The organism is Pseudoalteromonas ostreae (assembly GCF_018069805.1).
GTDB lineage: Bacteria > Pseudomonadota > Gammaproteobacteria > Enterobacterales > Alteromonadaceae > Pseudoalteromonas > Pseudoalteromonas ostreae.
Map to the genome: position 1 here is coordinate 77,709 of NZ_JAGPYN010000002.1, position 26,779 is coordinate 104,487.

General features: G+C 39.9%; 23 protein-coding genes. 8 read left to right on the forward strand and 15 right to left on the reverse strand.

The features are described 5' to 3' along the window. Nucleotides 1-91 precede the first annotated feature (91 nt). Both J7338_RS01580 and J7338_RS01585 read left to right on the forward strand, forming a co-directional pair. Complete coding sequence (locus J7338_RS01580; RefSeq protein ID WP_210795009.1) at nt 92-1,672, forward strand: ATP-binding cassette domain-containing protein; 1,581 nt, start codon at nt 92-94, stop codon at nt 1,670-1,672. Nucleotides 1,673-1,738: 66 nt separating this feature from the next. Further along, complete coding sequence (locus J7338_RS01585; RefSeq protein ID WP_210795011.1) at nt 1,739-3,790, forward strand: TonB-dependent receptor; 2,052 nt, start codon at nt 1,739-1,741, stop codon at nt 3,788-3,790. A gap of 48 nt (nt 3,791-3,838) precedes the next feature. Here J7338_RS01585 and J7338_RS01590 read toward each other — a convergent pair whose 3' ends face one another. From J7338_RS01590 to J7338_RS01600, 3 genes are read right to left on the reverse strand one after another with little or no spacing between them, the layout of a single operon-like run. Continuing rightward, entirely contained in the window at nt 3,839-4,468 is a 630-nt protein-coding gene (locus tag J7338_RS01590; RefSeq protein WP_210795013.1) for a hypothetical protein, read from the reverse strand. Continuing rightward, entirely contained in the window at nt 4,458-5,039 is a 582-nt protein-coding gene (locus J7338_RS01595) for a sigma-70 family RNA polymerase sigma factor (RefSeq protein ID WP_210795015.1), read from the reverse strand. Before J7338_RS01595 ends, J7338_RS01590 begins: the two co-directional genes overlap by 11 nt. Before the next feature lie 36 nt (nt 5,040-5,075). Beyond that, nucleotides 5,076-6,821, reverse strand: coding sequence for a vWA domain-containing protein (locus tag J7338_RS01600; RefSeq protein WP_228732895.1), 1,746 nt, complete (start codon nt 6,819-6,821; stop codon nt 5,076-5,078). A gap of 415 nt (nt 6,822-7,236) precedes the next feature. Here J7338_RS01600 and J7338_RS01605 point away from each other — a divergent pair, with 415 nt between their 5' ends. Beyond that, complete coding sequence (locus tag J7338_RS01605; RefSeq protein ID WP_210795017.1) at nt 7,237-8,451, forward strand: MFS transporter; 1,215 nt, start codon at nt 7,237-7,239, stop codon at nt 8,449-8,451. Between the two features lie 8 nt (nt 8,452-8,459). Here J7338_RS01605 and J7338_RS01610 read toward each other — a convergent pair whose 3' ends face one another. Next, nucleotides 8,460-9,353 (reverse strand): AraC family transcriptional regulator, encoded by an 894-nt coding sequence (locus tag J7338_RS01610; protein ID WP_210795019.1) that lies wholly within the window; start codon nt 9,351-9,353, stop codon nt 8,460-8,462. Between the two features lie 310 nt (nt 9,354-9,663). On the opposite strand from J7338_RS01610, the gene J7338_RS01615 reads away from it, so the two are divergent. Then, a complete protein-coding gene (locus J7338_RS01615; protein ID WP_210795021.1) occupies nt 9,664-10,182 on the forward strand; it encodes a carboxymuconolactone decarboxylase family protein in 519 nt (172 codons plus the stop codon). Between the two features lie 28 nt (nt 10,183-10,210). Here the strand turns inward: J7338_RS01615 and J7338_RS01620 are convergent, their stop codons facing one another. From J7338_RS01620 to J7338_RS01650, 7 genes are all read right to left on the reverse strand, one after another. Next, entirely contained in the window at nt 10,211-10,618 is a 408-nt protein-coding gene (locus J7338_RS01620) for a GFA family protein (RefSeq protein ID WP_210795023.1), read from the reverse strand. Between the two features lie 110 nt (nt 10,619-10,728). Continuing rightward, a complete protein-coding gene (locus J7338_RS01625; protein WP_210795025.1) occupies nt 10,729-11,106 on the reverse strand; it encodes a VOC family protein in 378 nt (125 codons plus the stop codon). A gap of 83 nt (nt 11,107-11,189) precedes the next feature. After that, the gene (locus J7338_RS01630) at nt 11,190-12,185 is read right to left on the reverse strand and encodes a fatty acid desaturase (RefSeq protein WP_210795027.1); all 996 of its coding nucleotides are present in this window, start codon (nt 12,183-12,185) and stop codon (nt 11,190-11,192) included. Nucleotides 12,186-12,529: 344 nt separating this feature from the next. Beyond that, complete coding sequence (locus J7338_RS01635) at nt 12,530-13,348, reverse strand: alpha/beta fold hydrolase (RefSeq protein ID WP_210795028.1); 819 nt, start codon at nt 13,346-13,348, stop codon at nt 12,530-12,532. Between the two features lie 150 nt (nt 13,349-13,498). Further along, on the reverse strand, nt 13,499-14,344 hold the full coding sequence (locus J7338_RS01640) for an MBL fold metallo-hydrolase (RefSeq protein ID WP_210795031.1): 846 nt from the start codon (nt 14,342-14,344) through the stop codon (nt 13,499-13,501). A gap of 242 nt (nt 14,345-14,586) precedes the next feature. Then, nucleotides 14,587-15,138, reverse strand: a complete 552-nt coding sequence (locus J7338_RS01645) for a cytochrome b (RefSeq protein WP_210795033.1) — start codon at nt 15,136-15,138, stop codon at nt 14,587-14,589. Between the two features lie 329 nt (nt 15,139-15,467). After that, entirely contained in the window at nt 15,468-15,929 is a 462-nt protein-coding gene (locus tag J7338_RS01650) for a GNAT family N-acetyltransferase (RefSeq protein ID WP_210795035.1), read from the reverse strand. A 272-nt stretch (nt 15,930-16,201) separates the two neighbouring features. Here J7338_RS01650 and J7338_RS01655 point away from each other — a divergent pair, with 272 nt between their 5' ends. Beyond that, nucleotides 16,202-16,729 (forward strand): Eco29kI family restriction endonuclease, encoded by a 528-nt coding sequence (locus tag J7338_RS01655; RefSeq protein ID WP_210795037.1) that lies wholly within the window; start codon nt 16,202-16,204, stop codon nt 16,727-16,729. Between the two features lie 133 nt (nt 16,730-16,862). Next, complete coding sequence (locus J7338_RS01660) at nt 16,863-18,020, forward strand: DNA cytosine methyltransferase (RefSeq protein ID WP_210795039.1); 1,158 nt, start codon at nt 16,863-16,865, stop codon at nt 18,018-18,020. Between the two features lie 197 nt (nt 18,021-18,217). Here J7338_RS01660 and J7338_RS01665 read toward each other — a convergent pair whose 3' ends face one another. From J7338_RS01665 to J7338_RS01675, 3 genes are all read right to left on the reverse strand, one after another. Further along, nucleotides 18,218-20,653 carry an ABC transporter permease gene (locus J7338_RS01665; protein ID WP_210795041.1) on the reverse strand — a complete coding sequence of 812 codons (2,436 nt, stop codon included), beginning with the start codon at nt 20,651-20,653 and terminating at the stop codon, nt 18,218-18,220. A gap of 87 nt (nt 20,654-20,740) precedes the next feature. Continuing rightward, nucleotides 20,741-21,478, reverse strand: coding sequence for an ABC transporter ATP-binding protein (locus J7338_RS01670; protein WP_210795043.1), 738 nt, complete (start codon nt 21,476-21,478; stop codon nt 20,741-20,743). A 17-nt stretch (nt 21,479-21,495) separates the two neighbouring features. Beyond that, entirely contained in the window at nt 21,496-22,746 is a 1,251-nt protein-coding gene (locus J7338_RS01675) for an HlyD family secretion protein (RefSeq protein WP_210795045.1), read from the reverse strand. Between the two features lie 343 nt (nt 22,747-23,089). Here J7338_RS01675 and J7338_RS01680 point away from each other — a divergent pair, with 343 nt between their 5' ends. Further along, a complete protein-coding gene (locus tag J7338_RS01680) occupies nt 23,090-24,439 on the forward strand; it encodes a sigma-54-dependent transcriptional regulator (protein WP_210795048.1) in 1,350 nt (449 codons plus the stop codon). 8 nt (nt 24,440-24,447) lie between these two features. After that, the gene (locus J7338_RS01685; RefSeq protein ID WP_210795050.1) at nt 24,448-25,731 is read left to right on the forward strand and encodes a sensor histidine kinase; all 1,284 of its coding nucleotides are present in this window, start codon (nt 24,448-24,450) and stop codon (nt 25,729-25,731) included. 153 nt (nt 25,732-25,884) lie between these two features. Here the strand turns inward: J7338_RS01685 and J7338_RS01690 are convergent, their stop codons facing one another. Next, nucleotides 25,885-26,511 (reverse strand): LysE family translocator, encoded by a 627-nt coding sequence (locus tag J7338_RS01690; RefSeq protein WP_149981251.1) that lies wholly within the window; start codon nt 26,509-26,511, stop codon nt 25,885-25,887. Between the last annotated feature and the right edge of the window lie 268 nt (nt 26,512-26,779).

Here is a 26,779-nt window from a genome sequence, read left to right on the forward strand (position 1 = left end):
AAAATTCGTCATATCTATCGTGATCGACTTACCGATATCTAGTTAATTTTAACTGCTTTGCGCGCCATGCCCTGCTGACTCCAGAGGCATTATGCAGTCATTACACATCCACAATTTAAGCTATCAACACCCTGATGGCCAATTACAATTTAAAAATCTCAACTTTTCAGTGAGCGAAAAGCTAACTGCCATTATTGGTGCTAATGGCAGTGGTAAATCAATATTGTTGAGTATATTGGCAAACCAACAACAACCTAGTTCGGGACATGTTGAATTTAGTGGTACTCGCGTGCTTATCTCACAGCAACAATTAAGTGAGCAGCACCTTCAAACATCGTCATCCACGATTGCACAACTATTAGGAGTTGATAAAAAGTTAGCCGCCCTTAATCGTATTGAACAAGGAAGCTGCCATGAGGCTGACTTTAACCTAATCAATGATGATTGGTTATGCGAGCAATATTACAAACAACAACTTTTAGCCCTTGCTATTGATACCTCATTAAACCAGCCAATTAAGCATTTAAGCGGCGGTCAACAGCGGCGTTTAATGCTATTTTGCGCGTTGCAAACAAAGCCTGATTTACTGATTTTAGATGAGCCAAGTAACCATTTAGACCAATCAGCAAAGCAATGGCTAATTAACCAATTACATGCGTTTAAAGGGCAAGTAATTGTAGTAAGTCATGACCGCCAATTACTTAATCAATGCGATGCTATTATTGAGCTCAGCAGTCAAGGTGTTCATTATGAAACGGGGAATTATGAGCATTTTAATGAGCAAAAAACACGACAACAAACTGCGCTTACAAAACAAATTAATAATCTTGACAAGGAGCGACAAAAACACCTTCAGCAAACCCAGCTTAATCGTGAAAAAGCCCAACAAAGAGCAGCACAAGGTAATAAAAAACGTAACACCACCAGCCAACCAAAAGTGATGTTAGACTTTAAGAAAAACAGTGCCCAAGCAAGTAAAGGCGCTTCTGAGCGGCTAGCCTCAGCCAAACGCGAAGCCCTAACCGAAAAACGCCAAACACTTCAACAGCAGTTACCAAATAGTAAAGCTAAAACAGTAAAGTTTACGCAACCGACTAGCAATAAACGCCTACTATTTATTGAAAAACTTACTTTGCCATTTTCAAGCGCTAATAAAGCGATCACCCTGCAAATTTTTAGTGGTGATAAGTTACACCTAAAAGGAGCCAATGGCAGCGGTAAATCAACATTACTCAGGATGATTAATGACTCGGTAAATTCACCAGTATCAACAGCGCTTCAATTAAATAGTAAAGTGCTTTATATCGATCAACACAGCTCTTTTTTAGGAGCAACAGACACTTTATGCAATGCATTAGAAAAACACTGTCAGCTAAAACAACAAACAGTACGCCATTTGCTTGCGAATATTGGCTTTAAGGGAGAGAATATTTATCGGCTAATTAGCCAATTAAGCGGCGGCGAGAAAATGCAACTAGCCATGCTTATCGCCGCGCAAAATGCCGCAGACTATTTACTGTTACTCGATGAACCCGATAACCACTTAGACTTGGCAAACAAACAACATCTTGCGCAAAATTTGGCTGACTTTACTGGCAGCTTTATTTTAGTCAGCCACGATGAAGCGTTTATCAAGCAAAGCCAGATTACTGATACATTCATCTTATCGTAATTGCTAGTTACTACTTAAGTTGTTATTTTAGCTTTGAATTAGCAACTAAAACCTTTAAGGAAAACAATGCGTTTATTTATTGTCACCACAGCCTTACTTACTTCAACTTTAAGTATCGCTGGCGAGCAAACCGAAATTGAACGCATTACCACCACAGCCTCGCGTGCAGAGGTAAGTGCAGATCCACTGCCTTTAGTGATCAGCAGTATCACTAAAGCGCAGTTAGATTTAATCGCCCCGACCCATATTGAACAAGTTTTAAAACAAGTTGCTGGGGCAAATCTACAACACGGTAATGGCCAAGAATATCTACCTGCACTGCGATCTCCAGTGCTTTCCGGTGCGGGCGCCTGTGGTGGGTTACTTACCGCTGAAGATGGCATTCCACTGCGTGCGGCAGGTTTTTGTAATATTAACGAGCTATTTGAAGCGCATACTGAAATGGCAGAGCGTATTGAAGTATTAAAAGGCCCAGGCTCAGCCCTTTACGGCTCCAACGCCGTACATGGCGTGATTAATGTGATCACCCCGGATACCACCTATGATGAGCATTTACTCGGCCTTGATTTTGGCTCATATGGGTATAGCCGGTTTAAATTACGCAGCGGTAAAGATTTAGGCAATCAAGGCATTGGAGTTAATGCCAGCGTGACGCGTGATACGGGTTATCGTGATGACGAAAGCGTCGACCAAGAGAAATTAAACCTACGTCATCGCTATACTAGCGACGACATCGCAATAACAACAGGGCTGAGTTATACCAATCTTGATCAAGAAACCGCAGGCTTTATCGAAGGCTTTGAAACTTATAAAGATAAAGCGATAGCCCAACAAAACTTTGACCCCGATGCCTTTAGAGAGGCGCGTTCATTTAGATTATGGTCAAAAGCACAGTGGCAAACAGAGCAAGATATTTTTACCATTACGCCTTATGTGCGTAATCAGAGTATGACCTTTTTTAAACACTTTTTACCCGGCACACCACTTGAAGAGAACAGCCAAAATGGTGTTGGCGTACAATCACTTTGGCAACATACTTACTCAAGCTCACTTACTCTTAACTTAGGCTTAGACAGCGAATACACCCGTGCAGATTTTTTGCAATATCAAGACGAGCTAACTCAAGGCTCACCATTTTTAGTAGCAACTGTGCCACAAGGTAAGCATTACGATTACGATGTAACCAGCACCCTACTCGCCCCTTTTATTAGCCTTGATTGGCAATGGCAGCAACTCGCTATCAGTTTAGGCGCACGCTTTGAGCAGCTTGATTACGACTACAGCAATAATATGCTGGCTGGTCGCACTGACGAGAATGGCAACGAATGTGGATTTGGCGGTTGTCGTTACTCGCGCCCGCCAAGTGGCGAAAATAAATTTACCAACACCTCGCCAAAGCTTGGCCTGAGTTATCAAATCAGTGGTGATAATTATTTATATGCAAACCTATCTCGCGGTTACCGTGCACCGCAAGCAGCCGAGTTGTATCAGTTGCAACGCGATCAGCAAGTGGCTGATCTCAAATCAGAAACAGCAGACAATCTAGAAGTGGGCCTCAAAGGGCAATACCTACAACTGCACTATGTAGTCTCTGCGTATGCGATGAATAAACAAAACGTGATTTTTCGCGACAGCGATTTTTTTACCATTAATGATGGCCAAACTCATCATCGTGGCATTGAGCTGGAGCTTGATTATCAACTTACTCAGTCGATTCAACTTGCCCTAGCAGCAAGCCATGCAATACACACATACGACTATGACCAAGTTTTATCTGAAGTAAACATTAACGGTAACGAGATAGACACCGCACCGCGTAACATTGCGAATGTGCAAATTAACTACCAAGCAACAGATGCTACAATAGTTGCACTTGAGTGGCACCATGTCAGCGACTACTTTACCGACCCTGAAAACCTACACAGCTACGACGGCCATGATTTGATTAACTTACGTGGCGCTTGGCAAATCACAGAGCAACTTAAGTTAACGGCCCGCATTAATAACCTCCTTGATACCGCTTATGCCGAGCGTGCTGATTACACCAGCTTTACTGGCGACCGTTATTTTCCTGGGCGACCACGTAATATCATGTTCTCAGCAAGTTACGCTTGGTAGCTACCTAGCTTGAGTTCGCCATTATAGCGAACATAACTAGATTACCTTTTACTGTAATAGCTGTTTATACTGCTGCGTTAAGTGCACCTTGAGTTCAGGGTGCGCTACTAATAACTCAGCAAGCTGAGCTTTAGCGGCGGTTGTTTCACCATCAGCAATAAGTGTATCTATACGCTTAAATTTATTTGCTACCTCTGCGGTGATAATTTCAAGCTCTAATAATACTTCGCTTTTAGCGGTCATGCTTTGTGCTTCAAATTGCCTTCCTGCCATTTTTTCACTACGTTGACGCTGCTGGGGTTGTGTTAATTGCATTGTTTGAGTTTGAGTTTGCTCTTGCGCTTCTCTTGGCATTATTTCAAACGCAGCTTCTGGTGCAGTAGCGTTTTGCTCATCACTTAAAATTTGTAGCTCTTTCATTGTCTCTGGAGGACTAAGATACTGCTCGGTATTTTGCACATATAATACGGCGACTAACACCAGTGATGCCGCAGTCGATAATTGCCCATACCAAGTTTGGTAAAAGCGCTTAGGTTTGTGAATCGGGGTTACGTTATTATCTGCAACCTCATCAGCTGCGCGTTTTAATATTTGCTCATCAAGTTGTAAGCTTGGTTGCTCCCTTGCACCACGTTTATAAAGTGAAGCAATATCATGGCTGGTTAACTTATCGCTCATTGTTAGTCTCCATTTTATACTTGATACATTGCTTTAGCTTGGCTTGCGCGTAACGGATGCGGCTTTTGATATTTTCAGTAGTTTCTGCCACTAATTCGGCAATTTCTTTGAGGGTAAAATCAGCTTCGTGTTTAAGTAAAAACGCCTCTTTTTGCTCACGTGGCAATTGCGCTAGGCACACTTTTAACTGCGCTGCTTGCTGAGTCTGCTCGAGCTTTTCAGCATCTGCTCGACTGTTATGATCAGCAAATTCGGCAATTTCAATGTCTTGATTATCGTAGTCTAACCATTTGTTTTGCGTACCAGTACGGCGGTAATGATCAATCAATTCATTGTGCGCAATACGATACAACCAAGTGGTAAATTTAGCGCTCACTTGATACTGTGAGCGCGCTTTTATCAGCTTATTCCAGACTTCTTGATAGAGCTCTTCAGCTACTTGCGGGCTTGCGCACTGGCGTAAAAAATAACGATATAAGCTATTTTTATGGCGCAGGTACAGCTGGGTAAAAGCCTGTACATCACCTTGTCCATAACTCAACATTAATTGCTCATCAGCTAGTTCTATCATAACGTCCTTTGTTTAAAGCACAGTGCCACAGCAATATTAATTAAGTGCTGCAGCATTATTAACGAGTTGCACAAACTCACTACGATAGCCAAATGTGTCTATGCCTTTGTTAGCGATTGCCAATTTAGCACAATCTTCATACTGCCAGTCTCCGGTATATTTTGCACCTTTTAATAACTGTGCAAAACCAGCCACTGCGGCGGCAAATTTAAAGTCTTGGCTGGCTTGCGATAAAGGCAGCTCACCTTTAGGTGTTGCAACAGCTTGAGTGAGCAGCTTACTTTGCTCAGCGTCAGGCTGTTTATAACGCACTTTTACAAAGGCGAGTTCATTGCTGGTAGCCAGTTCTTTGTCTTCTTTAGATTGGTAACGCAGCTCATCAATTTGTTTATGATCGGAGTTGGCTAAGGTTATTTCATACAGCGCAGTCACGCTATGCCCGGCCCCTAACTCTGCGGCATCGACCTTATCGTTATTAAAATCTTCATTAGCGAGTACGCGATTTTGATAACCAATTAAACGATATTCAGCCACCTGCTGTGGATTGAATTCCACTTGAATTTTTACGTCTTTGGCAATAATTTGCATGGTACTGCTGAGTTCATCGACCAGTACTTTGCGTGCTTCGTTTATGTTATCTATGTAAGCATGTTGGCCGTTACCTATATTTGCCAGTTGCTCCATTAGGCCATCATTATAATTACCTTGGCCAAACCCCAAAGTAGTTAAGGCAATCCCCGTTTTGCGCTTAGATGCCACCAGCTCTTTGAGTTTATCGATTGATTGGGTGCCCACATTAAAGTCGCCATCAGTGGCTAAAATCACCCGATTAATACCTCCTTTTTTAAAATTTTCGGCCGCAATTTGATAAGCCAGTTCAATACCTTGCTCGCCATTAGTTGAGCCGCCTGCTGCCAGTTTATCTAACGCGGCGCTGATAGTTTGTTGCTCATTGCCTTTCGTTGCAGGCAAAACCACGCCTGCGGCACCGGCATACACAACAATAGCGACTGAGTCATTTTCATCTAATTGTTTAGTTAACATGGTTAAGCTGGTTTTTAATAAAGGTAATTTATTGGGCGCATTCATAGAACCTGATACATCCAATAAAAACACTAAATTGGCCGCTTTTAAATCAGCTTTTTCTACCTCAAAACCTTTGATGCCAATTTTTAGTAATTGCCGATGCTCATTCCAAGGCGCCGTTGCAACCTCTGTATGCACCTTAAACGGTGTGCTAATAGTGTTAGGCGCACTGTAGTCATAATCAAAATAGTTAATAAAGGCTTCTTCGCGCACCGCATCATTTGGCGGCAACTTCCCCATATTTAATATGCGCCGCGTATTACTGTAACTGCCGCTATCCACATCAATTGAAAAGGTTGAAATCGGTTCAGTACCAACTTGTTTCACTGGATTTTGCTGAGATTTCAAATAGTTTTCACGATCTTGCTCTGACACTACGACTACATCATCAATTGGAGTCCGTGGCATCGGCTGTAGCTGTAATTCAGAGCGCGGCATAGCAACGCTTTCATGCATCATTCCTTGTGGCATTGCCGTATATCTTACGGCATGTTGCATCTGTATTTTTTGAGCTTGCAGCTCCAATTGCTGCTCATCGGTTTGATTAATTGGCGCCGCGTTGTTTACTTGGCTTTGTTGTTTATCAACCTCATGTGGCGCACTTTGCTCACAGCCAGTTAAGCTAACTATCACCGCAAGGCTCAACATAGTTAAACGTAAATTAACCTGCTGGGCATTAGTAATCTTGTTATTCATAAAGTCACCTTGTTATCTATTAAATTCGTAATTAGTAAGGTTATTAACGGATGACTATAAAAAGTGGGGTTAATTATTTTTGCCTATACCCAAACCACCTCAAGATGCGAGCGTCGTTGGAATTAAAAGCGATTTAGGCAAGGCATTGATTGTAAGTAATAGTGGTTCTATTGTTAAAATCAATAACACAGTATAAATCACTTTTAAACCAACCCCTTGGGCGTTTCACAGACACTTACTCTCATCGTTGTTACTTCTTAAAAGGGACTGCCATTCTTGCAAAGTAACGCCTTGATATTAAGCCCCTGTGAAACGCTGAATTCTGCATCTTGAGGTGGCTTGGGTATTATATTCATCCCATTTAATATCTACGTCACCAGGACTGAGTTATAATTGCGCTCCCTCTTTGTTATTGATGATTTTTGTTTTGAACTCGACTGCCATTAAAAGAACTGCTTTTTCTTCTGCTATTTTAATTTTAGGCATTATCTTTATTGCCGCTAACTTACGCGCACCGGTTACAGGGCTTGCGCCTGTGCTTGAGCAAATAATCTTAAGCTTTGCTTTAACTCCATCTCAAGCCGGTATGCTCACTACTTTGCCATTAATTGCCTTTGCTTTAGCCAGTCCGATGGCGGCAAATCTTGCTAAAAAACAAGGCTTAGAAATATCACTGTTTATTGCGCTTATTCTGATTGGTTTAGGCTTGGCTTCGCGGCTAATTGACTCTATGCCAATGCTTTACTTAGGCACTGCAGTCATTGGTATAGGTATCGCAATTGGTAACGTACTATTACCGAGCTTAATTAAACGCGACTTTCCGCATAAAGTGGCCGTGATGACCTCTACTTACGTACTAGCGATGGGCATTTTTGGTGGCAGTTATGCCGCGCTTATTATCCCACTGGCTGAATATAAAAGTATGGGTTGGCAATTAGCCCTTGCGTGTTATGGCTTACTTACCCTAGTGAGTATTGTTATTTGGCTACCACAGTTAAAACTTCATACTAAGCCAACAAAAGATCTACTGGCGAGTGTCAACACCAACAAAGTATGGCACGAGCCGCTTGCGTGGCAGATTACCTTACTGCTGGGATTAAATTCATTTTTTACCTATATTATGATTAGTTGGTTGCCGAGCATTTTGCTTGAAGGTGGCCATACAGCTCAGCATGCGGGTGCGCTACAAGGTGCCTTTCAGGTAGCGTCTGCCCTGCCTGGCATTATCTTAATACCACTGCTGGCAAAACTTAAAGATCAACGTATTTTAACCAGCTTGTTAGCACTAATAGCCGCAACATGCTCACTTGGGCTGCTCTATTTACCTGAGTTTGCCTCTTTGTGGGCGGTCACCTTAGGATTTTGCTCAGGCGCCTGCTTTATTTTAGGTTTATCGTTTATTAGCTTACGTACTCATGACACCCGTCAGGCTACATCACTTTCAGGCATGGCACAGTGCTTGGGCTATTTACTTGCCGCCTCTGGGCCGATTATCGCAGGCTCATTACATAGCTACTTTGGCAATTGGACAACCACCTTATGGTTATGTGCTTTTGCCAGTGCATTGTGCGCCGTATTTGGTTATTTAGGGGGCCGTAATATCACCATGAGAAATAACAGCAATACCTAACTACACGCCTAAATAAATGCATTGCTTAAACGCAGTGCATTTATATCTTTGAGCGGTGGGCGGCCAAAAAACCGGGTGTACTCGCGGCTAAATTGTGAGGCGCTTTCATAGCCCACTTGCAAAGCAGCCGTATTCGCATCAAGGCGCTGATTCAGCATTAATTGCCTCGCCTCTTGTAAACGTAAGTTTTTAATATATTGCAAAGGACTGAGTTTAGTCACTTCTCGAAAGTGCTGGCGAAACGTTGATTCACTCATATGCGCTTCAACAGCTAAGTCAACTATCGAAAAATCATCTTTATAATTTTGTTTTAACCAATATAAAATTTTAGCTATTTTTTGACTAGCGGATCCTGCGGTTACTATTTGCCTTAATTGATAACTATGTGGGCTTTGTAATAACCGAAAAACAATCTCCTCCTGGATTAAAGGGGCGAGTTGTAAAAGCAGCTTAGGCTCGTTTAATAATTTAATCAGCCTATTTATAGCATCTAAAAGACCCTCATCAGCATCGACTACCGACATAGCACATTGACGAGCAGCCAGACTTTGAGATGAAAAATCCATATTAGCAACTGCTTGACCTAAAACTTTACTGTCGATACATAAGTGCAATCCTAAAAAAGGTCGTTGTATAGACGCTGAAGTAATATGGCTTACAACTGGCACATCAACAGAGGCAACTAATGTTTGTCCTTCTGCATAATCATAAATATCTTCGCCCAAGGTAACACGCTTGCCACCTTGCACAGTAACGCCTAAGCCAAGCCCATAAACACATGGCATAGGTTCAGACACATTGCTGCGACGTACTAATTTAAGCGCATCTATCTGAGTGTTAAAAATACCATCGTGTGTAGCAATTGCTAACACGGATTCGGTTAAGATTTGTTTACTAGTCATCGTGTTTTAATTTGATCTCATCATACTTTAATCAAAGCTTAGCACTAAGCACACTCATAAATATTAAAAACAATCACGATCTGTTGTTTTAGGCAAAAAACACATTGGTTTTAACAAACACATTTAGCCATTATCAGTAATAATAAATATTCGCTCAGGCATATCAATGCGCTGACAGGTTATCACTATAAAAACCCAAATAATTCACTTCTCTACGCACTACTTTAAACAGCAAATTAAGCAGCCTAAGGTAAAGCTTAGCTACTGCGATATTTTTGCTTTTTAACAATTTAACTTTTAAAGAGACATTATGCTTAAAGTAAATAATCACACAAAATACCCGTTTGTTGCAGCTATTGCCGCACTTGCAGCAATGGGGGAGTTATATCGTCTAAAAAACTTGTTGAACGAAGCCTTAGATAAAGGACATACCATTGATGAGCTTAATAGTGCATTTTCTTATATGGTTACCTACATTGGTGCCCCTCGGGCATTAAATAGCCTAAACGTGCTAAAACAAATATGTTTGCAAAGACAGCCAAATCGTACAGCATTGGTTGAGCAAGAAATTGAACACCTATCCATGACTAAAATAAACAGCGCCCAAAGCAGGCTTTCTCATCACTGTTACTTGGCAATAAAGCTGGGGGCATTGGCGGTGGAAGATAATTTTCAAGCTCTGCTTCAAGCCCATTTAGTTACATGTCTTGATTCGCAATTTGAAGCAGCACACATAAATGCCGTGATCAATTCACTGGCTATTAAAGCAGATATAAACGTAGCAATGCGCGCTAATTTATCTTTTGCAAAATTGTTAGAGCGCGCATAGTAGTAATATACATTACGAAACTAGACGCTTAAGGCACAGTATCAAAGCCAGTTATAGTGTTTAGCTCTTTTAACCAAAATGGGCTTGAACGACACCAAATTTGTGCTTTAGGAATAAGTTGCTCACGCTGCTCAATAGCTCCAATACGTAGGCCATAAATTTTATCGCCATCACCGACTGACGTTGCATACAAAGAGGTGCCGCAATTGCCACAAAATCCCTGTGCACGCTTATTACCACTTTCGGCTGTTTTTATATATTCTTTCGGCGCAGCTGCAGTAAACGTAACCGCGTTAGGATGTGATATAACCACAGTGCGAAATGGGGAACTTGCGATAATTTGGCAATCAGTACAATGACAATTTATTACTTTATTTTCATCAACTTCAGCATGGTAAGTAACCTCACCACAATGACAACGTCCGGTAATTTGCATTTAAGATCCCTACATAGAATTTTAACTAACTAAAGTGGTATCACTTTACGCCAACTTCCCTTGTATTTTCAACAAACATTTAGCTCATTAACGGTTTTTATACTGGGCGATCAATCTGTAATTTCAACTCGCCAAGGTGGATTCAGCCGATTTCCCCCCGCCCAATAAAGTTTAATTTTATTGCCTGATGGGTCTTTTAACACCGCTTCTCGCCATAAATAACGCTGCTCGGTGATCGCTGATTCAAACTCAAAGCCCTTAGCTTTTAAGGAGGCGACCCACTTTTCTAGTTCTGCGCTTTCAAAATATATAACCGCGCCATTACTAAACACATCATCGGTTAATAATAAAGAAAATGTAGCTTTATTAGAGCACTCAAAGCGTGAGTAATGATCCGTTTTTACAATTTGTGTAAAGCCCATGGCCAGGTAAAATTGATTTGCTTTTTCGATGTCAGAGACAGGTAAAGTGATTTGATTAAGGTTCATAGTCGTTACCTAAATATTGAGTTAGATAACGACTTTAGAACCTTAACCTAACTTGAGGTCAATTAGTGATTTGTATCTTGATATTAAGAAGCTTGATAGCGATTTGCTTGTTTGATGCTAGCAAAGTCGTTAAAGCGAACACCGTGTTTTTTCATTACCTCAAGCACTTTCTTACTGATCATCTGGCGCAAATAAAACGGCTGATTTGGCACAAAATGGTGAATTGTATGGGTATGGCCAAAGTTAAAACAAAATAAGTTAAACGGTGCGAATAAGCGGCTGGTTAAAACATGGGTTTGCTCAAGCATGTTATTAACGCCGCCATAGTAATGCATTGATGAAGTCACAAAATTTAATGAACTTGAACGCACAATATTAGGCACAATTAACACCACCATTAAAAACTCAAACACCGCCATAACATCTAACAATAAAACCGGTGAGTTAACTTCAAGTGGCATAAATAAGTTCACTAAATGAAATACAATAACGCTGTATAAAATTGCAAAGTAAGCGGTAGTTACTGGGAATCCTGCATTAAATACCTTAAAAAAGCTAAAGCCTTTAATTTCTTTGCTAAAACGCTTTGCGTTAATTAATAAACCAAGCAAGCCATCAACAATGACTAACACACGTAAAAATGGGTTTTTAATGCCGTTACCGACTAAGCGCTCTTCAAGGTCTTGCTCGGTGCCCGAGGTTTTATGGTGATGTAAATGCATTTTACGGCGATACCAAGGGCTAATAGTATTTGGGCGCATTAGCCACACTGTTAGCATCATAAAGTTATGTAGAAAAGGCTGGTTACTAAAGTACTGTTTATGGATCAGGTCGTGTTCAAGCTCGTGGGAAATTGACGCTGCAATGGCCGCTAAAATAATACACAACCAAGCGGGGATAATAGCAAAATAATAAAGCGTACCTACACCAATAAACGCCCCAAGCGACAGCAGTAATATCGCCATTCCGAGTGTATTTTGATGGGCTAATAACGGATGCTTTTGACGAAGTTTAGCTTCTTCAGCTTTAATAGCCTTAACAATGGCTTGAATATTTTCTTTGGCACTTAACGTGTTCATAAATAGCAACTGAAAATCAAAGTTGCGCAGATCATACCCGAATAAATAAAAAGCTACCATAGCGAGAGCAACGAGCAACGAGCAACGAGCAACGAGCAACGAGCAACGAGCAACGAGCAACGAGCAACGAGCAACGAGCAACGAGCAACGAGCAACGAGCAACGAGCAACGAAAAAATAAAAGTGCCGTTAATTTAAGTCAAGCATGTTTTTTTAATATAACTACAATTGGTTAAGTTAGCCGTAGCTAAATCGACTTAAATTAAAATAGCAGTCTTTTGACCTGTAAGAATTACTATGGCGACAGAGTGCCATGAACGGACGTTGCCGATCCTAATTGCCTTGTTAGCTTTCGCTTGCTCTCTTTATTAGTTCTTTTAATTCACTAATAACTAATTCCGGTTCATCGTCTTGAACGAAGTGGCCACTTTTATTGGCCATAACAGCTTTTCCCTTTGGAAATTTAAGAACCCACTCTGATTGAAACTCCCCCCATAATTCACGAGCTTTATCTGTATCAAAAAGGCGTTCTGGATTCTCAAACTTTTTCACACCAGCAATTAATGTTATCGGAATATTTTTTATATCACCATAACCTAAGGAAGGCTTTTTATCCCAGATATCATTTATTAGGCACCAGTTATTCTCTTTTCCCATTTTAATATCATCTTGTTTCATCTTATCATTAGCCTTTTTCCCACCTGAAGGATCTAGCTTCTCAATAATTTCAACATCTCTTGGATTGATAGGATCTACAAACAACATAGCTGTAACTCTATCTTGATTTCTAACTCCGAACTCTCTCGCTATTTTCCCACCGTATGAGTGAGAAACATAAATGATGGGCTTATTTATTTTAAGCAAGTGAATTAATTCTTCAGCATCCCTAACATAATCCTTTGATGTTAAATCACCAATGCAAGAAGAAGATTTCCCTTCACCTCTTCTTGAGTATCTTATTGCAGTGGTATTTTCTGGCAGTTTATCCCAAATGGCATCCCAGCCTGACATTCCAGATATAGCACCCGCTTCAAAAAGTACTATGTTTTCCCCAACACCTTTAATTTCATATTCTAACTCAGCTTGATTGACCAAGATTGATTTTGCAGAAACGAGAGTACAAAAAATAGAAAGGCTAATAGATAATAAAATTCTTGGAAACATGCACCCATCCTTGAAAGAACGCCGCATTAAGGGGTGAACAACGCTACCACCCAACCTAATCCATTGTGCCGTAAACACTAAAGTTAACTCAAACCAAAACTGCCAAGCGTTGTGAATCCCTCTTAAATGCTTTGTTAAGCGTACTTTTCGCTATACACTAATACACCTTCCTGTGGGGATTGCCTCTAAACGTTCGCCGAGCACTTCTTTTAGCAGACCATAAGCCTTCTTACCTGTGCAATGTCCTGTATACAGTTTATCAATGGGGTATTGTAACAACGCAAGACCAAGGTCTTTGATGTCTTGCTTAGTCCCACCGATACTATCGAATAGTGGCAGCCCAACAAGGTGAAAGCCCCCAACGACTGCTTTAATTCTCTCACTCGGAAAATAGCTAACAGCAGTGTCAACCATATTGAGAACTCCACTATGAGCACAACCAGTAAATATAACTAAACCATCGTGCTCTTTTATCACTAGTAGTAATTCATGGTCAAATCTATCGGATTCCCATCCATTTTTAGATTGCGTATATAGATATCGGTTTCCTTTTGGCTTTTCGTGTTTGATACTTATATCAGTAATAGCATATACATTCGGCGCAATTTCAGTCGTTTGGTTAACGAATACAAGCCGCTCATAGCTGTCTTTTAGTAAATCTGTATTGATACCAACATCATTTTTGAAACCATAAGCACGAAAATAGTAGTTTTTTTCTTCGCAATCTTTCAAAAACACATTGGCTTTAGAATTGCGAGAGACAAAATCTACAGCACCATTACAGTGATCATGGTGCCGATGCGATATAACCGCAATATCAACGCGTTCGATATCAACACCTAGTAGAGGCGCATTTTGACAAAACGTATCTCCTCCACCCATATCAAACAGTATATTCAATGATTCAGTTTCAATATGTAATGATAACCCACGCTCAACAGCCAAATCTTGCCTATCGTCCAGCCGAGTGTTATCCACTAATGTTGTTATTTTCATAGTTTCCTTTAGACATCGTTTCCGATGTGTACGCTTAACAATTTAATAGTGCGCTCATCGCGCATATTTCTGCCGACTTAACGCTCATTTATCTACTTTATATAGTTTTAACAAATAACCTAAGGTATTACTATCACTAAGTTTTCTATTATTTTTAAGTAGATCTAAATGGAACAATATACGCGCGTCGCTCATATCCTTGAATATGTGAGCAAACAACAGTTTGACCACTTAATTAGCTGTTATTTTTTCGGCAAACGCATTCGTGCAACCGTATTATCAGATAAAACATAATGGTGGAATAAGGCGGCGGCTGCATGTAATCCAATCAAGTAATAACCAACTTCCCCTGCGGTTTCATGCAGCTCTTTGATGGTTTTAGCCAAGTCTAAATCTTTACTGGCCAGTGGCGGCAGCTCTAGACCAAAAAACGGAATTGGTTTGCCCGCCATGCTCAAAATTAACCATCCAGCAATAGGCATAGCAAACATGAACCCATACAAAATAACATGCACGAGTTTGGCCAGGTTATTTTGCCATTTAGCTGGTTCTGGTTTTATATCAGGAGCCGAACCACCCACAACGCGAGCAATTAGCCTAACGCTTACTAAAGCTAAAACCGATAAACCAAGCATAAAATGCCACATTTTAAAGGCATCTCGGGTTGTAGTCCCTTTGTCGAATAATTCGCGCAGTTCAATGCTTGCGTAAACAGCTACAATCAATATGAACATAAGCCAATGCAAAGCAATGGAGAGTGTATTGTAATGAGTTGTTGTATTTTTTAAATTCATAGTGCCCCTCGAAAAATGAAACGTCTCAACCTAGCTCTTATGTTTTGAGAGCTTGAAGAGGTAACCTCTACCCTTGTACGTATTAAATACTCCACATACAGTAACCTATCGTTACTAAGTATTTAGTGATCTAAAACATAAAATTTGTATTTCAAAAAATCATGTTTAAATATGGTTGGTTAAACGTAAACAGTAAAACTTAAAATAAACTTAACTGATTACCCTAAGCAATTAGCCACCGCTGTTCACCTTTTGAAACGTATTTTCAAGTTAAGCTTATAATTTGAAAGGCAGTGAATATACGAGATTCTTTCAGTGTAATTATTAAGTTAAACCATCCCAGTTCGAATCATGGCCAGTTTTTCAATACCGTGATCGGGCGTCCATCTTTTAAACTCAACAAAGTCATGCTTTTTATATAATTTTATAGCGGGCTCGTTAACTACTGCGGTTTCAACTATCGCTGTTGATGCTGTTTCAATAAAGTTAATTAACGCATAGCGGATTAACTTATCGGCGATGCCTTTTCTAAAATGCTCAGGGCCAACCGTTAAGCTATTAATTTCTAATCGCTCATTGATGATTGCCAGTTCAATAACCCCCGCAAGCTGAGTATCGTCATAAAATCCATAAAAAAGCGTTTGCGAATTGTGTATATCATTAACAGTGCGCGATAAAGGCGGAAAATTCTGCGTACCTATTAACTCAGCCTCAATTTTATAAGAACGTTGAAAGGTGGTGTAAATTTGCTTTGCCACTGCCTCATTTGCATTATCTAACTTTGCAATCATCTTTTAACGCCTCTGTATTCGATATTTAATCGCTTAGGTTATAGTGGGAGTAAACTAGCAATATTAAAGCAAATATAAACCGTAGTCTTTTAACCTGTAAAAATTATTATGACAACAGAGCGCCAAGAACTCACACTGCTTAGATGATTTAAATTTCTCAAAATTTTGTTTGAATTTAGCCTTCCCCCTGCACCTTATGTATCTTCAAACACTTGTGAAAATACCTCGGTTACTATAGAGTCCATATAAATTTCAATCAAATTAAGGATAATATGATGACTATCAACGTCTTGTCTCAAACATTTCAATCTCACCAACTTATGCAACTTGCGAACGAAGCTACACGATTTTTAGAATTAACTCCCAAGCATCCATTACCCATAAATAGTCAATTTAATGGTTCTGGTGTTTATGCTCTCTATTACAACGGTAAAAACCCTAACTATTTAGCGCTTGGAGGTAAACCTATTTATGTTGGTAAAGCAGTTCCAACAGGTTCTAGAACTGGCACATATATCACACGTGAGGAGCCTAAACTAAAAAATAGACTGAATGAGCATGTAAGAAGTATACAACATACAACCAATCTTAACATTGCTGACTTCAAATGCCAGTTCATAATAATACCTTTAGAAATGAGTGCAATTATTTCAGTGGTCGAATCAATGCTTATTAATAAATACAAACCAATTTGGAATACCAAAATTGATGGTTTTGGAAACCATGATCCAGGCAAAGGTCGTTATGAACAGGCCAGGTCTGAATGGGACAAAATACATCCAGGAAGACCATGGGTCTGATAGATTACGAAAATAAAAAAGTTAGGCAGATAAACTAAAAAGGCTTACTCAATTACACAGAGAAAAGAGCTTTATTCCAAAAGAAATAGTAAACTACTCACAATGATATGAACCATACAGTTTAGGATGTTATATGAATTCAATCGAGCTTTTTGCTGGTGGTGGAGGGCTAGCACTTGGTTTAGCGAATTGTGGTTTTCATCACAAAGCGGTTATTGAGTTGAACAAAGATGCTTGTAAAACTATTAGAGCCAATAATGTATTTGATTTTGGCAAAAGTCTATATGAAGGCAGTGTAGTTAATTTTGACTATATGAGTATTTATGACAAGATAGATCTAGTATCAGGGGGGCCCCCATGTCAACCTTTTTCTTTGGGTGGCAAAGCAAAAGGACATGAAGACTCTAGAGACATGTTTCCTCAAGCAGTTCGAGCAATTCGCGAAAAACGACCTAAAGCTTTTGTATTTGAAAATGTAAAAGGTTTAATGAGAAAATCATTTGTGGATTACTTTGAGTATATTATTTTACAACTTCAATACCCATCTGTTGAGACAAGTACAGATGAATCATGGGAGCAACATAGAGAAAGGCTTGAGCAATATCACACCCAGAATGGACATACCGAGTTAGAATATAAAGTAATTTATCAACTTGTAAATGCAGCTGACTATGGTGTTCCGCAGAAACGAGAACGCATTTTTTTTATTGGTTTTCGTTCAGATATTGATGCAAACTGGACTTTTCCTGAACCAACTCACTCAGAAGAATCATTAATTTGGGATAAATGGGTTTCAGGTGAATATTGGAGGAAGCATAATTTACCTATGCCAGTTGCCGAAGAAAAAATGTTAAAAAAAGTAGAAAAAATTCGTAAAAAGTATGGCTTATTTAAACCTGATAACTTGCCTTGGGTAACAGTTCGCGATGCCCTATCAGACTTACCAGATCCCAATCATGAAACAGCCAAAAAGTACAATCAGCATATATTTAAAGAAGGAGCTAAAATTTATTCCGGTCATACAGGTAGCTATATTGACGAACCATCTAAGGCTCTTAAAGCTGGTGCACACGGAGTTCCTGGAGGAGAAAATATGATCCGTTTTGAAGACGGTAGCGTTAGATATTTTACTATTCGTGAAAGTGCAAGAATACAAACCTTTCCAGATAACTTTTATTTTGAAGGTTCTTGGGGAGAGATAATGAGACAGTTAGGTAACGCAGTACCTGCAAAGTTAGCTGAAAAAGTTGGTCTATCTGTGTTTAATGCATTAGTAAAACTAGATATCTAAAATAAGCTTGCTCCATCAAGATGAATAAAAAATAAAATATGTATATTTATATTAACTAGGGTTATTCGTTTCAATAAACAGTTCAAAACAGCCTAATGTAGACAACAGCAATTGGACTTACAAAAACCCATAAAAGAGCTAGTTGAAGGAGCTGATTTAAGCCTTTTACTCAATCAGTCCCTCCTAAACTACACACTTTACTGTTTTGATCCTTGTACACCGTAAATTGCTGGGCGTTTTAGCTGGGCACTTAAAGGTAAATAACACGCCAGTGCACCAAGGCTAATTACAAACAATAAAGTCATGAATAACATACCAAGCTGCATAATTTGCGGTACTGCATCCGCAATCAGTTGTAGTGGTTGTTGTAAAGCCAGCAATAACGCAAGACTGAGCATTATACCTGTTACGATTGCGCTGCCATTTTGCTTAAATACTAACAAAAACAATGCCAGTGGCTTTGCGCCAACACACAAATGAATACCAATTTCAGCACGCCTTAATAACACTGAGTAGCGCATAATACCTATCAAACCAATACTGGTTAAGGCAATAGTGGCAGCAATGATCATCAGCGTTGTCACCGATACCACATATTGACGAAACAGTGCTGTATCGCGCTGTGCATTTAATGGCGCTAATTGATGAACTGATAAGCCTGAATCAATAGATTGTAATAAGGTGTTAAGCGTATTTTTTGTTAAGTGCTGAGCATTTTTAAATTCGATAATAAATGAATTATAACCAGCACGAGTCAAATAAGCTTTAGGCTCAAGCGACGTTTTCCCCGGTATCGGCATCGCTTTAACTATGCCTATTATTACTAAATCATTTTCGCGCCCTGAAGTTATATCAAAACTCAAATGCATGCCCAATGCATTACCATCATTTGATAATTTTTCTGCTAGTACATCATTAATAATAATAACATTCGCATTACTTTTAGTATCCTCGTTTGTAAAACCACGTCCTTGTAATACGGGTTGTTTAAGTATTGAAAAATACAGCTCATCAACTGACTTACCATAAGGTAATACGTTTTGATTGCTTGCTACCTCAACCAATGACCAAGTAATTAAATTATCGTTTATAGGTGATGATGAACGACTTACTTGCCTAACCTCTGGGAGTAAAGCAAGCTCGTTAGCTACTTGCTCTAATAGCTGATTTGCTTTGTCTCTATCAGCCGCTACATGACTTGCTACATTAACCTTTAAACTCGTTAATTGCTCAAGTGGCAGTGTGAAAGCCTCGTCAATATTACTTTTATTAACGCTAAAAACTAAAAAGTTAATAAACAATAATGTACACGCTACAGCTACTTGAAAAGCGACCAAGCCTTGCCATACGCGCTTGTCCACCTGCACTGTCGTCCCTTTTCCTGCTGACTTTAAACTACTTATCAGTTGTTGGTAATTTACTATTCGCGTACATAAAAAAGCGAACAGCGTCGTTAATATTAAGCCGCTAACCAGTGTGATAAGAAATGATACTGCATTAATAGAAAGCTCATTGGCGCGCGGTAATATTGCCATGGCAAAATCGCTTAAGGTTGCTAAAAAAATCGCCGCTAACGCAAGGCCAATTATACTTGCTAAGCCTATTATCAAGGCAATCTCCAGCCAAAACTGTTTAAACAAAGTAAACCGTGTTGCGCCCAGCGCCGCACTCAGTGCTAATGTGTGTTTACGCGCTGCAGTTCTTACAATAAACACGTTACTAATGTTTACACAGGCAATAATAACCAAACCCGTTACAGCTAAAATGAGCCAATAAATATTCTGCGGTGTCTCTTTTAATATTACTGTTTGCAAGGTGTTTAGCTCAAGTTCGATATGCCAACCTGCAAAGAATGCTTCGGTCGTAATATGCTGTTGCCATACATCATCCACATACTGCGATAACCTTTTACTCGCCTGCTCAATGCTTACATCGCTTGGTAATTTAGCCACAAAATGGCTGCGCGAGTAACGGTTCCACCAAAATGGTTTAGCCTCTGCAGAGGTTAAATTATAATCCCACGGCAACCACACATCAGTGATTTGGCCTGTTTTGATAAGTGCAGGCGATTTAAAGTTAGCCGCAGCCACACCTATAATTTTGAATTGCTGAGCGCCCACACTAAGTGTTTGACCTATTATGTTTTCTTTACTGGCAAAGTCATTTTGCCATGTTTGATAACTTATAACGGCAACGGGGTTAAAACTATCAAGAGCTTCGGTTTGCGTAAAACCTCGTCCTAAATGTAGCTTAATTGCAAACATTTCAAACCACTGAGGGGTAACAAATGAGGTGTTTACTATGGGTAAGCCCGCTACATCATCAAGGCGTTGTTCAGCGTAATACACCAACGCAGCTTGCTCAAATAAGTTATGATTTTTATATAAATCAATCAGTGCAGGGTAATTAAAAGCGCGGGTATTAAGCGCCCCGGTTTGGTCTATTTGAGCATATTCAGCTTTTACTAACCGCATTTGCTCAGGGTATGGCAATGGTTTTAACAGCATAATATAGGCAAGTGTTAATACAGTAATTAATGCAGCTAAAACAATACTTAACGTCGCTAAAACACTTAAACTGTAAACTTTATGATTAGTTATATTAAGTAATGCATTTTTTAAATTATAAGTCATTATGGCACTCCGTTAAGTTATCCCTTAATAGCCATTGACGTTTTATTATTTTTGGATATTCCATTTTACTCTCACTAAACAGGTTATTTAAGCACTTAGCTGATCTTTTATACCCACAGCCCCTAGCATCTCACCATCCAATAACTTTAGTTGCCTTGTAGCCATATCACAGTAACGCGGATCATGTGTCACCATGCAAATAGTGGTGCCGGCTGCATGTAGCTCACTTAATACGTGCATAACTTGATCTCCCGATTTTGAGTCTAAATTACCCGTTGGCTCATCAACTAATAATATTGCCGGTTCAGTCACCAGCGCTCGGGCTATCGCCACGCGTTGTTGCTGTCCACCTGATAATTGGTTAGGTTTATGACTCATACGATGCTCAAGCCCTACTCTTTCTAGGCACACCTTTACTTTTTCAGCAATGACTTGCTTGCTCGGTTTAGTGTGATGGTAACGCAGTGGCAATGCCACGTTGTCGAACACACTTAACTCATCAATTAAATTAAATGATTGAAAAATAAATCCTATTTTTGCATTGCGAAATTCAGCAGCCTGATTCAGCGAAAGTGCAGAGACGTCTTTACCGTCAATTAAATATTCACCGCTGGTTGGCATATCAAGTAAACCCAATAATGAAAGTAATGTTGATTTACCACAGCCAGATGGCCCCGATATCGACAAGTATTCACCGCGATAAATACACAAATCAATACTACGCAGTGCATAGGTTTGTAACTCTTGGGTTTCAAATACCTTACTAATTCCTTTCATTGCTAATACGACATCGGCTTGGGTGTTCGTTATTTTTTGCTCTGTCATTATTTTTGTCCTGTTCATTAGTTAATTAGAATTTCGCTATTGCTGCGAGTAAGGTTGGTTAAATCTGAAATAATCAATTGCTGATCTAACTGTGCGCCGCTTAGTATTTCGATAAAGCGCCCAGCCTCGCGACCAAATTTGATATCAACCAAGCGTGCGCTTTGCTGCTGTGAGTTTACCTGATACAGATCTCTTACACTGTGCGGTTTTACGTTTGCTGGGCGCTCGATATAAGTAACATCTTTTAGCTGTGCGACCTTAATATTGGCATCGACGGTTAATTGCGGCCGAACATTTTCAGGGAGCTCTTTAGGCAACGATAACTCTACCTCTACTGTATTATTACTCACAACAGGGCTGATGCGTGACACCTTTGCCATAACAACACCGCGGCGTGTATCTACTTCTGCGAGCTGCCCTAACCGAATATCATCTACTTGATTTTGTGGTACTTGAATAATTGCAATTAACGAATCAACCGAGCCGATAAGCGCAATTTCTTGCCCTGCATTTACGCTTTGCCCAAGCTCAATCGGTAAACGCTGTAATACCCCATCCATTCCCGCTACTACAGATAGGTTGGCCAATTGTGTTTGTGCCATAACTACTAACCCTTGTTGCTGTTTAATTTGCTCAAGCTGAATGTTTTCAGATTCTATGTGTACGGCTTTTAGTTGCTCTGAACGTTGCTTAGCTATTGCTAATTGCTGGCGAAGTTGTTGCTCGTCTAACACGCTACGCTGATAATTAAGCGTTGAGACTATGCCCTGTTCAACCAAACTGGTTTCAGCTTTTAATTTTAGTTTTGCATTTTCGTAAGCGGCATGGCTTTGCGCCACATGAGAGCGCTCGTTTAATAACTCGCGAGTATTGTTTAATCTTAACTGGCGTAAGTTAGCATTGAGTTTATTAAGTTCTTGCTGCGCATTGTCGAGCTGTTGCTCAAGCGCAGGATTGGCTAACTGCACAATCACTGAGTCACTGGTCACTATTGCGCCTGGTTTTAATAAAATAGCCTGCACAGTGGCCAACGTTTTTGCCGTAAGCAATTGCTGCTGCGCAGATTTAAGTTCACCATAACCTGTAACCGTAATCGCAAGCGCGCCTTGGCGTACATCACTAATAATAATATTACTGCGCGATACTGACACACCTACTTGACTGCTGCGCTGATAAATCACTGCCACAATTAAAATAACAGCCAGTAATAAAATTAGCTTATGCCAAAGCGATAACTGCTTGACTACATTTGTTTTTACTATGTCCATATTGCACCGCATTATGCTTTGTATATCTAAGCTATAGCGAAACACGTGCCAACATTAAAAATCAATAGATACAAGTAATTACAAGTATGTACTATTCAAGAATTCTTATTGAGCGGCGATACCGGACTCCTCAGTATCAGTTTGAGACTGGCCCTAGATAAAGGCTTTCACTTCGACAGACACGCTAACCAAAATCGGACGCAAGCAGTCCGTAATCGGACTGGAACACCTACTGAAATCACCTTTAAATAGCTAACAAGCTGAAATACAAAAATAAAATCACTGGCATAGAAATCGCTATACGCTACAATCAACCTGTGCTTATTCACCTATTTGGAAGTTTATGCCTGCCACTATTTTGATCATTGAAGATAGCCCCGAAATCCGCCTAAGCGCGCGCTTTATTTTAGAAGATAACGGCTACCAAGTGCTCGAATGCGACTCACCTTTTAACGCGCAAGCAGTAGTTAAAGAAAGCCAAGTGATTGACCTTATTTTGCTCGATATGAATTTTACCCGCGACACCACATCAGGTGACGAAGGTTTGGCGTTTTTACAGCACTTACATAAACAACAGTTAGATATCCCTGTCATCGCAATGACTGCGTGGTCGAGCGTAGATCTAGCGGTTCGCGCTATGCAACACGGTGCGTGTGACTTTATTGAAAAGCCATGGCAAAACCAGCGCTTATTAAAATTGCTCAATCAGCAACTCACACTTAAAAAGTTAAACAAACAAAATCAAAAGTTGCTACAACAGCTTAACGATCATGCCTCGCCTGCATTTGTGTATCAGTCACACGCTATGCAACAACTGATAAGTCAGTTAGCTAAGGTGGCTAAAACCGATGCCAACATTTTACTAACCGGTGAAAATGGTACGGGTAAGAGCCAATTAGCACAATGGCTTCATCAGCAGTCTACGCGCCATACACAACCGTTTATTGCAGTGAATATGGGGGCTATTGTTGAATCGTTATTTGAAAGCGAAATGTTTGGTCATAAAAAAGGCGCGTTTACTGATGCTAAAAATGAGCGCATTGGCCGCTTTGAACTGGCCGATAACGGCAGTTTATTTTTAGACGAAATAGCCAATATACCACTACCACAACAAGCAAAATTATTACGGGTACTCGAAAGCCAAGAGTTTGAGATGGTTGGCGCGAGTCACACTAAAAAAACCAATGTACGCTTGATCAGTGCCACCAATGGCGATATTGCCACACTGATAAAACAAGGCCAGTTTAGAGAAGATTTATACTATCGGGTAAACACTTTGGAGTTTGTAATACCGCCACTACGCGAACGCATTGAAGATATAGTGCCTTTGTGCGAGCACTTTATAAATTTACATGCTAAAAAATACTCAAGCACCCTACTTACATTGAGTGAATGCGCTAAACAGGAATTAAACCACTATACTTGGCCGGGCAATGTACGCGAGCTAAGCCATGTGATTGAACGGGCAATATTGTTAGCAACAACCGACACATTGACCGCCGATGACTTAAACCTGCACAGCAGTCAAATCAATAACACATTACCACTAATGACACTAGAGCACGCAGAGCGCCAATTAATTGATTTAGCCCTCAAGCAGACCCAAGGCCATATTCCTAACGCCGCTAAATTATTAGGTTTAGGTAAATCTTCTATGTATCGTCGCCTTGAAAAATACGGTATTACCGTATGAAAAGCAGTATGAAACTTAGTTGCCTTTATCACTCATCGCTGGAACGCAGTTTAATTGGCTTTGCATTTTTTAGTAGCACTTTAGCGGCGTTGGGGTGCTATTTTATTGGCCAATATTTTGCTTTCTCTGTTGTTACTTCTGCCGTTATCTCAATCCTATTTTTAGCTATTTATCTTAAGCTGTTTATTCGTACCTATAAAAAAGTGTTCAACAGCTTTAACCGCAATTACGCCCACCTAGATGCCATTTTAAACGAAGATTATAACCAGCTCGTTAAGCCCAGCTATCAGGCGGGGAGTATTCACCAATTACAACAAAGCTTGATTGAGTTAAGTGAAGAGTTATTTAAAAAGAAGTCGCGATACGATCAGCATGTTTTTTTGGTGTACCAATTAATTGAGCATTTTAATGTGCCGATCATGGTGCTCGATCAACATAATAAGCTCAGTTATGCCAATAATGCGTTTAGCGAATTTAAACAGACTCAATGGCAAACCTTACGCTATGCAAGCGCTGAACAATTAGGGCTTACAAAGCAAGACGCACATTGGCAATTTAGCGATGTTATTACAGCCCAGCAATGGCAAATACGCCACAGTGAATTTATAGAGCAAGGCAGCTGTCATCAACTTATTGTTATGATCGACATCACCTCAGCCCTTCGCGAAAGCCAACTGCAAGCATGGCAGCAAATTATTCGCGTACTCGGTCACGAAATTCGCAACTCACTCACACCAGTTACTGCAATGGCTGAAAATCTCGCCGTGAAGCTCACCGAGCCACGACAAATTCAAGCACTTAATGTTATAAGTGAGCGCTGTAATTATCTTAATGAATTTGTCACGCGCTATGGCGATATAAATAAACCACTGGCACTTAATATAGTAGCAATAGACACCGACACATTTTTAAAACAAGTGTGCGCAATATACCCTGACGTTGCATTTAGCTGCGTAACAGACGCCGCAACTTTTAAGGCCGACCGCACGTTTATTCATCAAGTCATGATCAATCTAATAAAAAATGCCATCGAAGCAAGCACCCCGCCCGTTAAAATAACATTAGGTGTGCATAAGCAAGGAAAAGTAAGCTGCATCACCATTGATGATAACGGCCAAGGCCTTGCCAACCCCGATAACATATTCGTGCCGTTTTACACCACTAAACAACAAGGTCAAGGGATTGGTCTAAGCTTTTGTCGCAACGTGATAGAGCAGCATCATGGTAGTTTGAGCTTAGCGAATAAAGATAAACACCAAGGTGCTGTCGCAACAATACTATTGCCAGTGTAGCTAGCTTCGAAAAGAAATACTAAAAAGAACATTTAGTTTAATCAGCGAATACTTTGTAAAAGCAGCCCCTATTCTAAAAAACAACGATAAAAAAACCTAAACGCCCTCAAACTCAACTTCATGTAATACGCTCTTTGTAGAATCAACTTCTCCCTAACGTTCGCTCAATGCAATTTTACCAGCTAAACCAATTAGTAATACTCCTGACACTCCTTCCAATATTCGCGTGTATCTACCTGCGTTAGGTCGATTAAACAACCAACTTCCAACAGTTGCATACAGCACGTTGCAGAGTGTTGCTAACACACTAAAAACTAATCCTAAAATCAGTAATTGCGAGGCTGCTGAGCCAGTGGATGTATTTATAAATTGCGGAAGAAATGAGAGAAAGAACAAAGCAACTTTAGGGTTCAAAACACTGACCACAACCCCCTGCATAAAAATATTTCCTTTCGTATCCTTACTTTCACTAACGACTACCCGACTATTCCCTTTGTACATGGAAATAAGTGCTTGAACACCTAAATAAACTAAATAAAGGGCACCAAGCCATTTAACGATACTAAAAGCTAAAGCTGAACTTAAAATAATGGCTGATAATCCCACACAGGCCGCTAATGTATGAAAAAAGTAACCAACCCCCAAGCCAAGCGCAGCTTTCATGCCACTGACCATCTTACCTTTCATGGTATTTGATACGATGTAGATAACATCAGGCCCCGGTATTAAATTGATAGTCAGACAAGCAATAACAAATAACATCATTGAATTAAATTCCATTAACTTTCTCCATTTTTACTATTAAGGCTTAATATTAGGTTTTTTATACACATTGCTAGCTTTGCAATGTAGATACAAGTGGTTAATTGTCTATTTTCTAAACTCAACACACAGCCATGTTTTTACAACCATAAAAAGTGTTGTTGAGTTTTTTATATTATTAACTTTACAAGATAAACAAAGAGAATTAAACGTACCTATTAGTGGTACGGTTGATTTATTTGGAATATATTGATAAATGCTGTTTATTTGCATCACTTGTAAATAG

Coding starts and splice junctions, on each gene's coding strand:
- J7338_RS01590 (WP_210795013.1), bottom strand. CDS start 4,468: ATGAGCGATAAGTTAACCAGCCATGATATTGCTTCACTTTATAAACGT.
- J7338_RS01625 (WP_210795025.1), bottom strand. CDS start 11,106: ATGAACCTTAATCAAATCACTTTACCTGTCTCTGACATCGAAAAAGCA.
- J7338_RS01650 (WP_210795035.1), bottom strand. CDS start 15,929: ATGATTGCAAAGTTAGATAATGCAAATGAGGCAGTGGCAAAGCAAATT.
- J7338_RS01630 (WP_210795027.1), bottom strand. CDS start 12,185: ATGAACACGTTAAGTGCCAAAGAAAATATTCAAGCCATTGTTAAGGCT.
- J7338_RS01640 (WP_210795031.1), bottom strand. CDS start 14,344: ATGAAAATAACAACATTAGTGGATAACACTCGGCTGGACGATAGGCAA.
- J7338_RS01600 (WP_228732895.1), bottom strand. CDS start 6,821: ATGAATAACAAGATTACTAATGCCCAGCAGGTTAATTTACGTTTAACT.
- J7338_RS01690 (WP_149981251.1), bottom strand. CDS start 26,511: ATGGAATTTAATTCAATGATGTTATTTGTTATTGCTTGTCTGACTATC.
- J7338_RS01580 (WP_210795009.1), top strand. CDS start 92: ATGCAGTCATTACACATCCACAATTTAAGCTATCAACACCCTGATGGC.
- J7338_RS01605 (WP_210795017.1), top strand. CDS start 7,237: ATGATTTTTGTTTTGAACTCGACTGCCATTAAAAGAACTGCTTTTTCT.
- J7338_RS01670 (WP_210795043.1), bottom strand. CDS start 21,478: ATGACAGAGCAAAAAATAACGAACACCCAAGCCGATGTCGTATTAGCA.
- J7338_RS01595 (WP_210795015.1), bottom strand. CDS start 5,039: ATGATAGAACTAGCTGATGAGCAATTAATGTTGAGTTATGGACAAGGT.
- J7338_RS01620 (WP_210795023.1), bottom strand. CDS start 10,618: ATGCAAATTACCGGACGTTGTCATTGTGGTGAGGTTACTTACCATGCT.
- J7338_RS01635 (WP_210795028.1), bottom strand. CDS start 13,348: ATGTTTCCAAGAATTTTATTATCTATTAGCCTTTCTATTTTTTGTACT.
- J7338_RS01680 (WP_210795048.1), top strand. CDS start 23,090: ATGCCTGCCACTATTTTGATCATTGAAGATAGCCCCGAAATCCGCCTA.
- J7338_RS01660 (WP_210795039.1), top strand. CDS start 16,863: ATGAATTCAATCGAGCTTTTTGCTGGTGGTGGAGGGCTAGCACTTGGT.
- J7338_RS01645 (WP_210795033.1), bottom strand. CDS start 15,138: ATGAATTTAAAAAATACAACAACTCATTACAATACACTCTCCATTGCT.
- J7338_RS01615 (WP_210795021.1), top strand. CDS start 9,664: ATGCTTAAAGTAAATAATCACACAAAATACCCGTTTGTTGCAGCTATT.
- J7338_RS01665 (WP_210795041.1), bottom strand. CDS start 20,653: ATGACTTATAATTTAAAAAATGCATTACTTAATATAACTAATCATAAA.
- J7338_RS01685 (WP_210795050.1), top strand. CDS start 24,448: ATGAAACTTAGTTGCCTTTATCACTCATCGCTGGAACGCAGTTTAATT.
- J7338_RS01610 (WP_210795019.1), bottom strand. CDS start 9,353: ATGACTAGTAAACAAATCTTAACCGAATCCGTGTTAGCAATTGCTACA.
- J7338_RS01675 (WP_210795045.1), bottom strand. CDS start 22,746: ATGGACATAGTAAAAACAAATGTAGTCAAGCAGTTATCGCTTTGGCAT.
- J7338_RS01655 (WP_210795037.1), top strand. CDS start 16,202: ATGATGACTATCAACGTCTTGTCTCAAACATTTCAATCTCACCAACTT.
- J7338_RS01585 (WP_210795011.1), top strand. CDS start 1,739: ATGCGTTTATTTATTGTCACCACAGCCTTACTTACTTCAACTTTAAGT.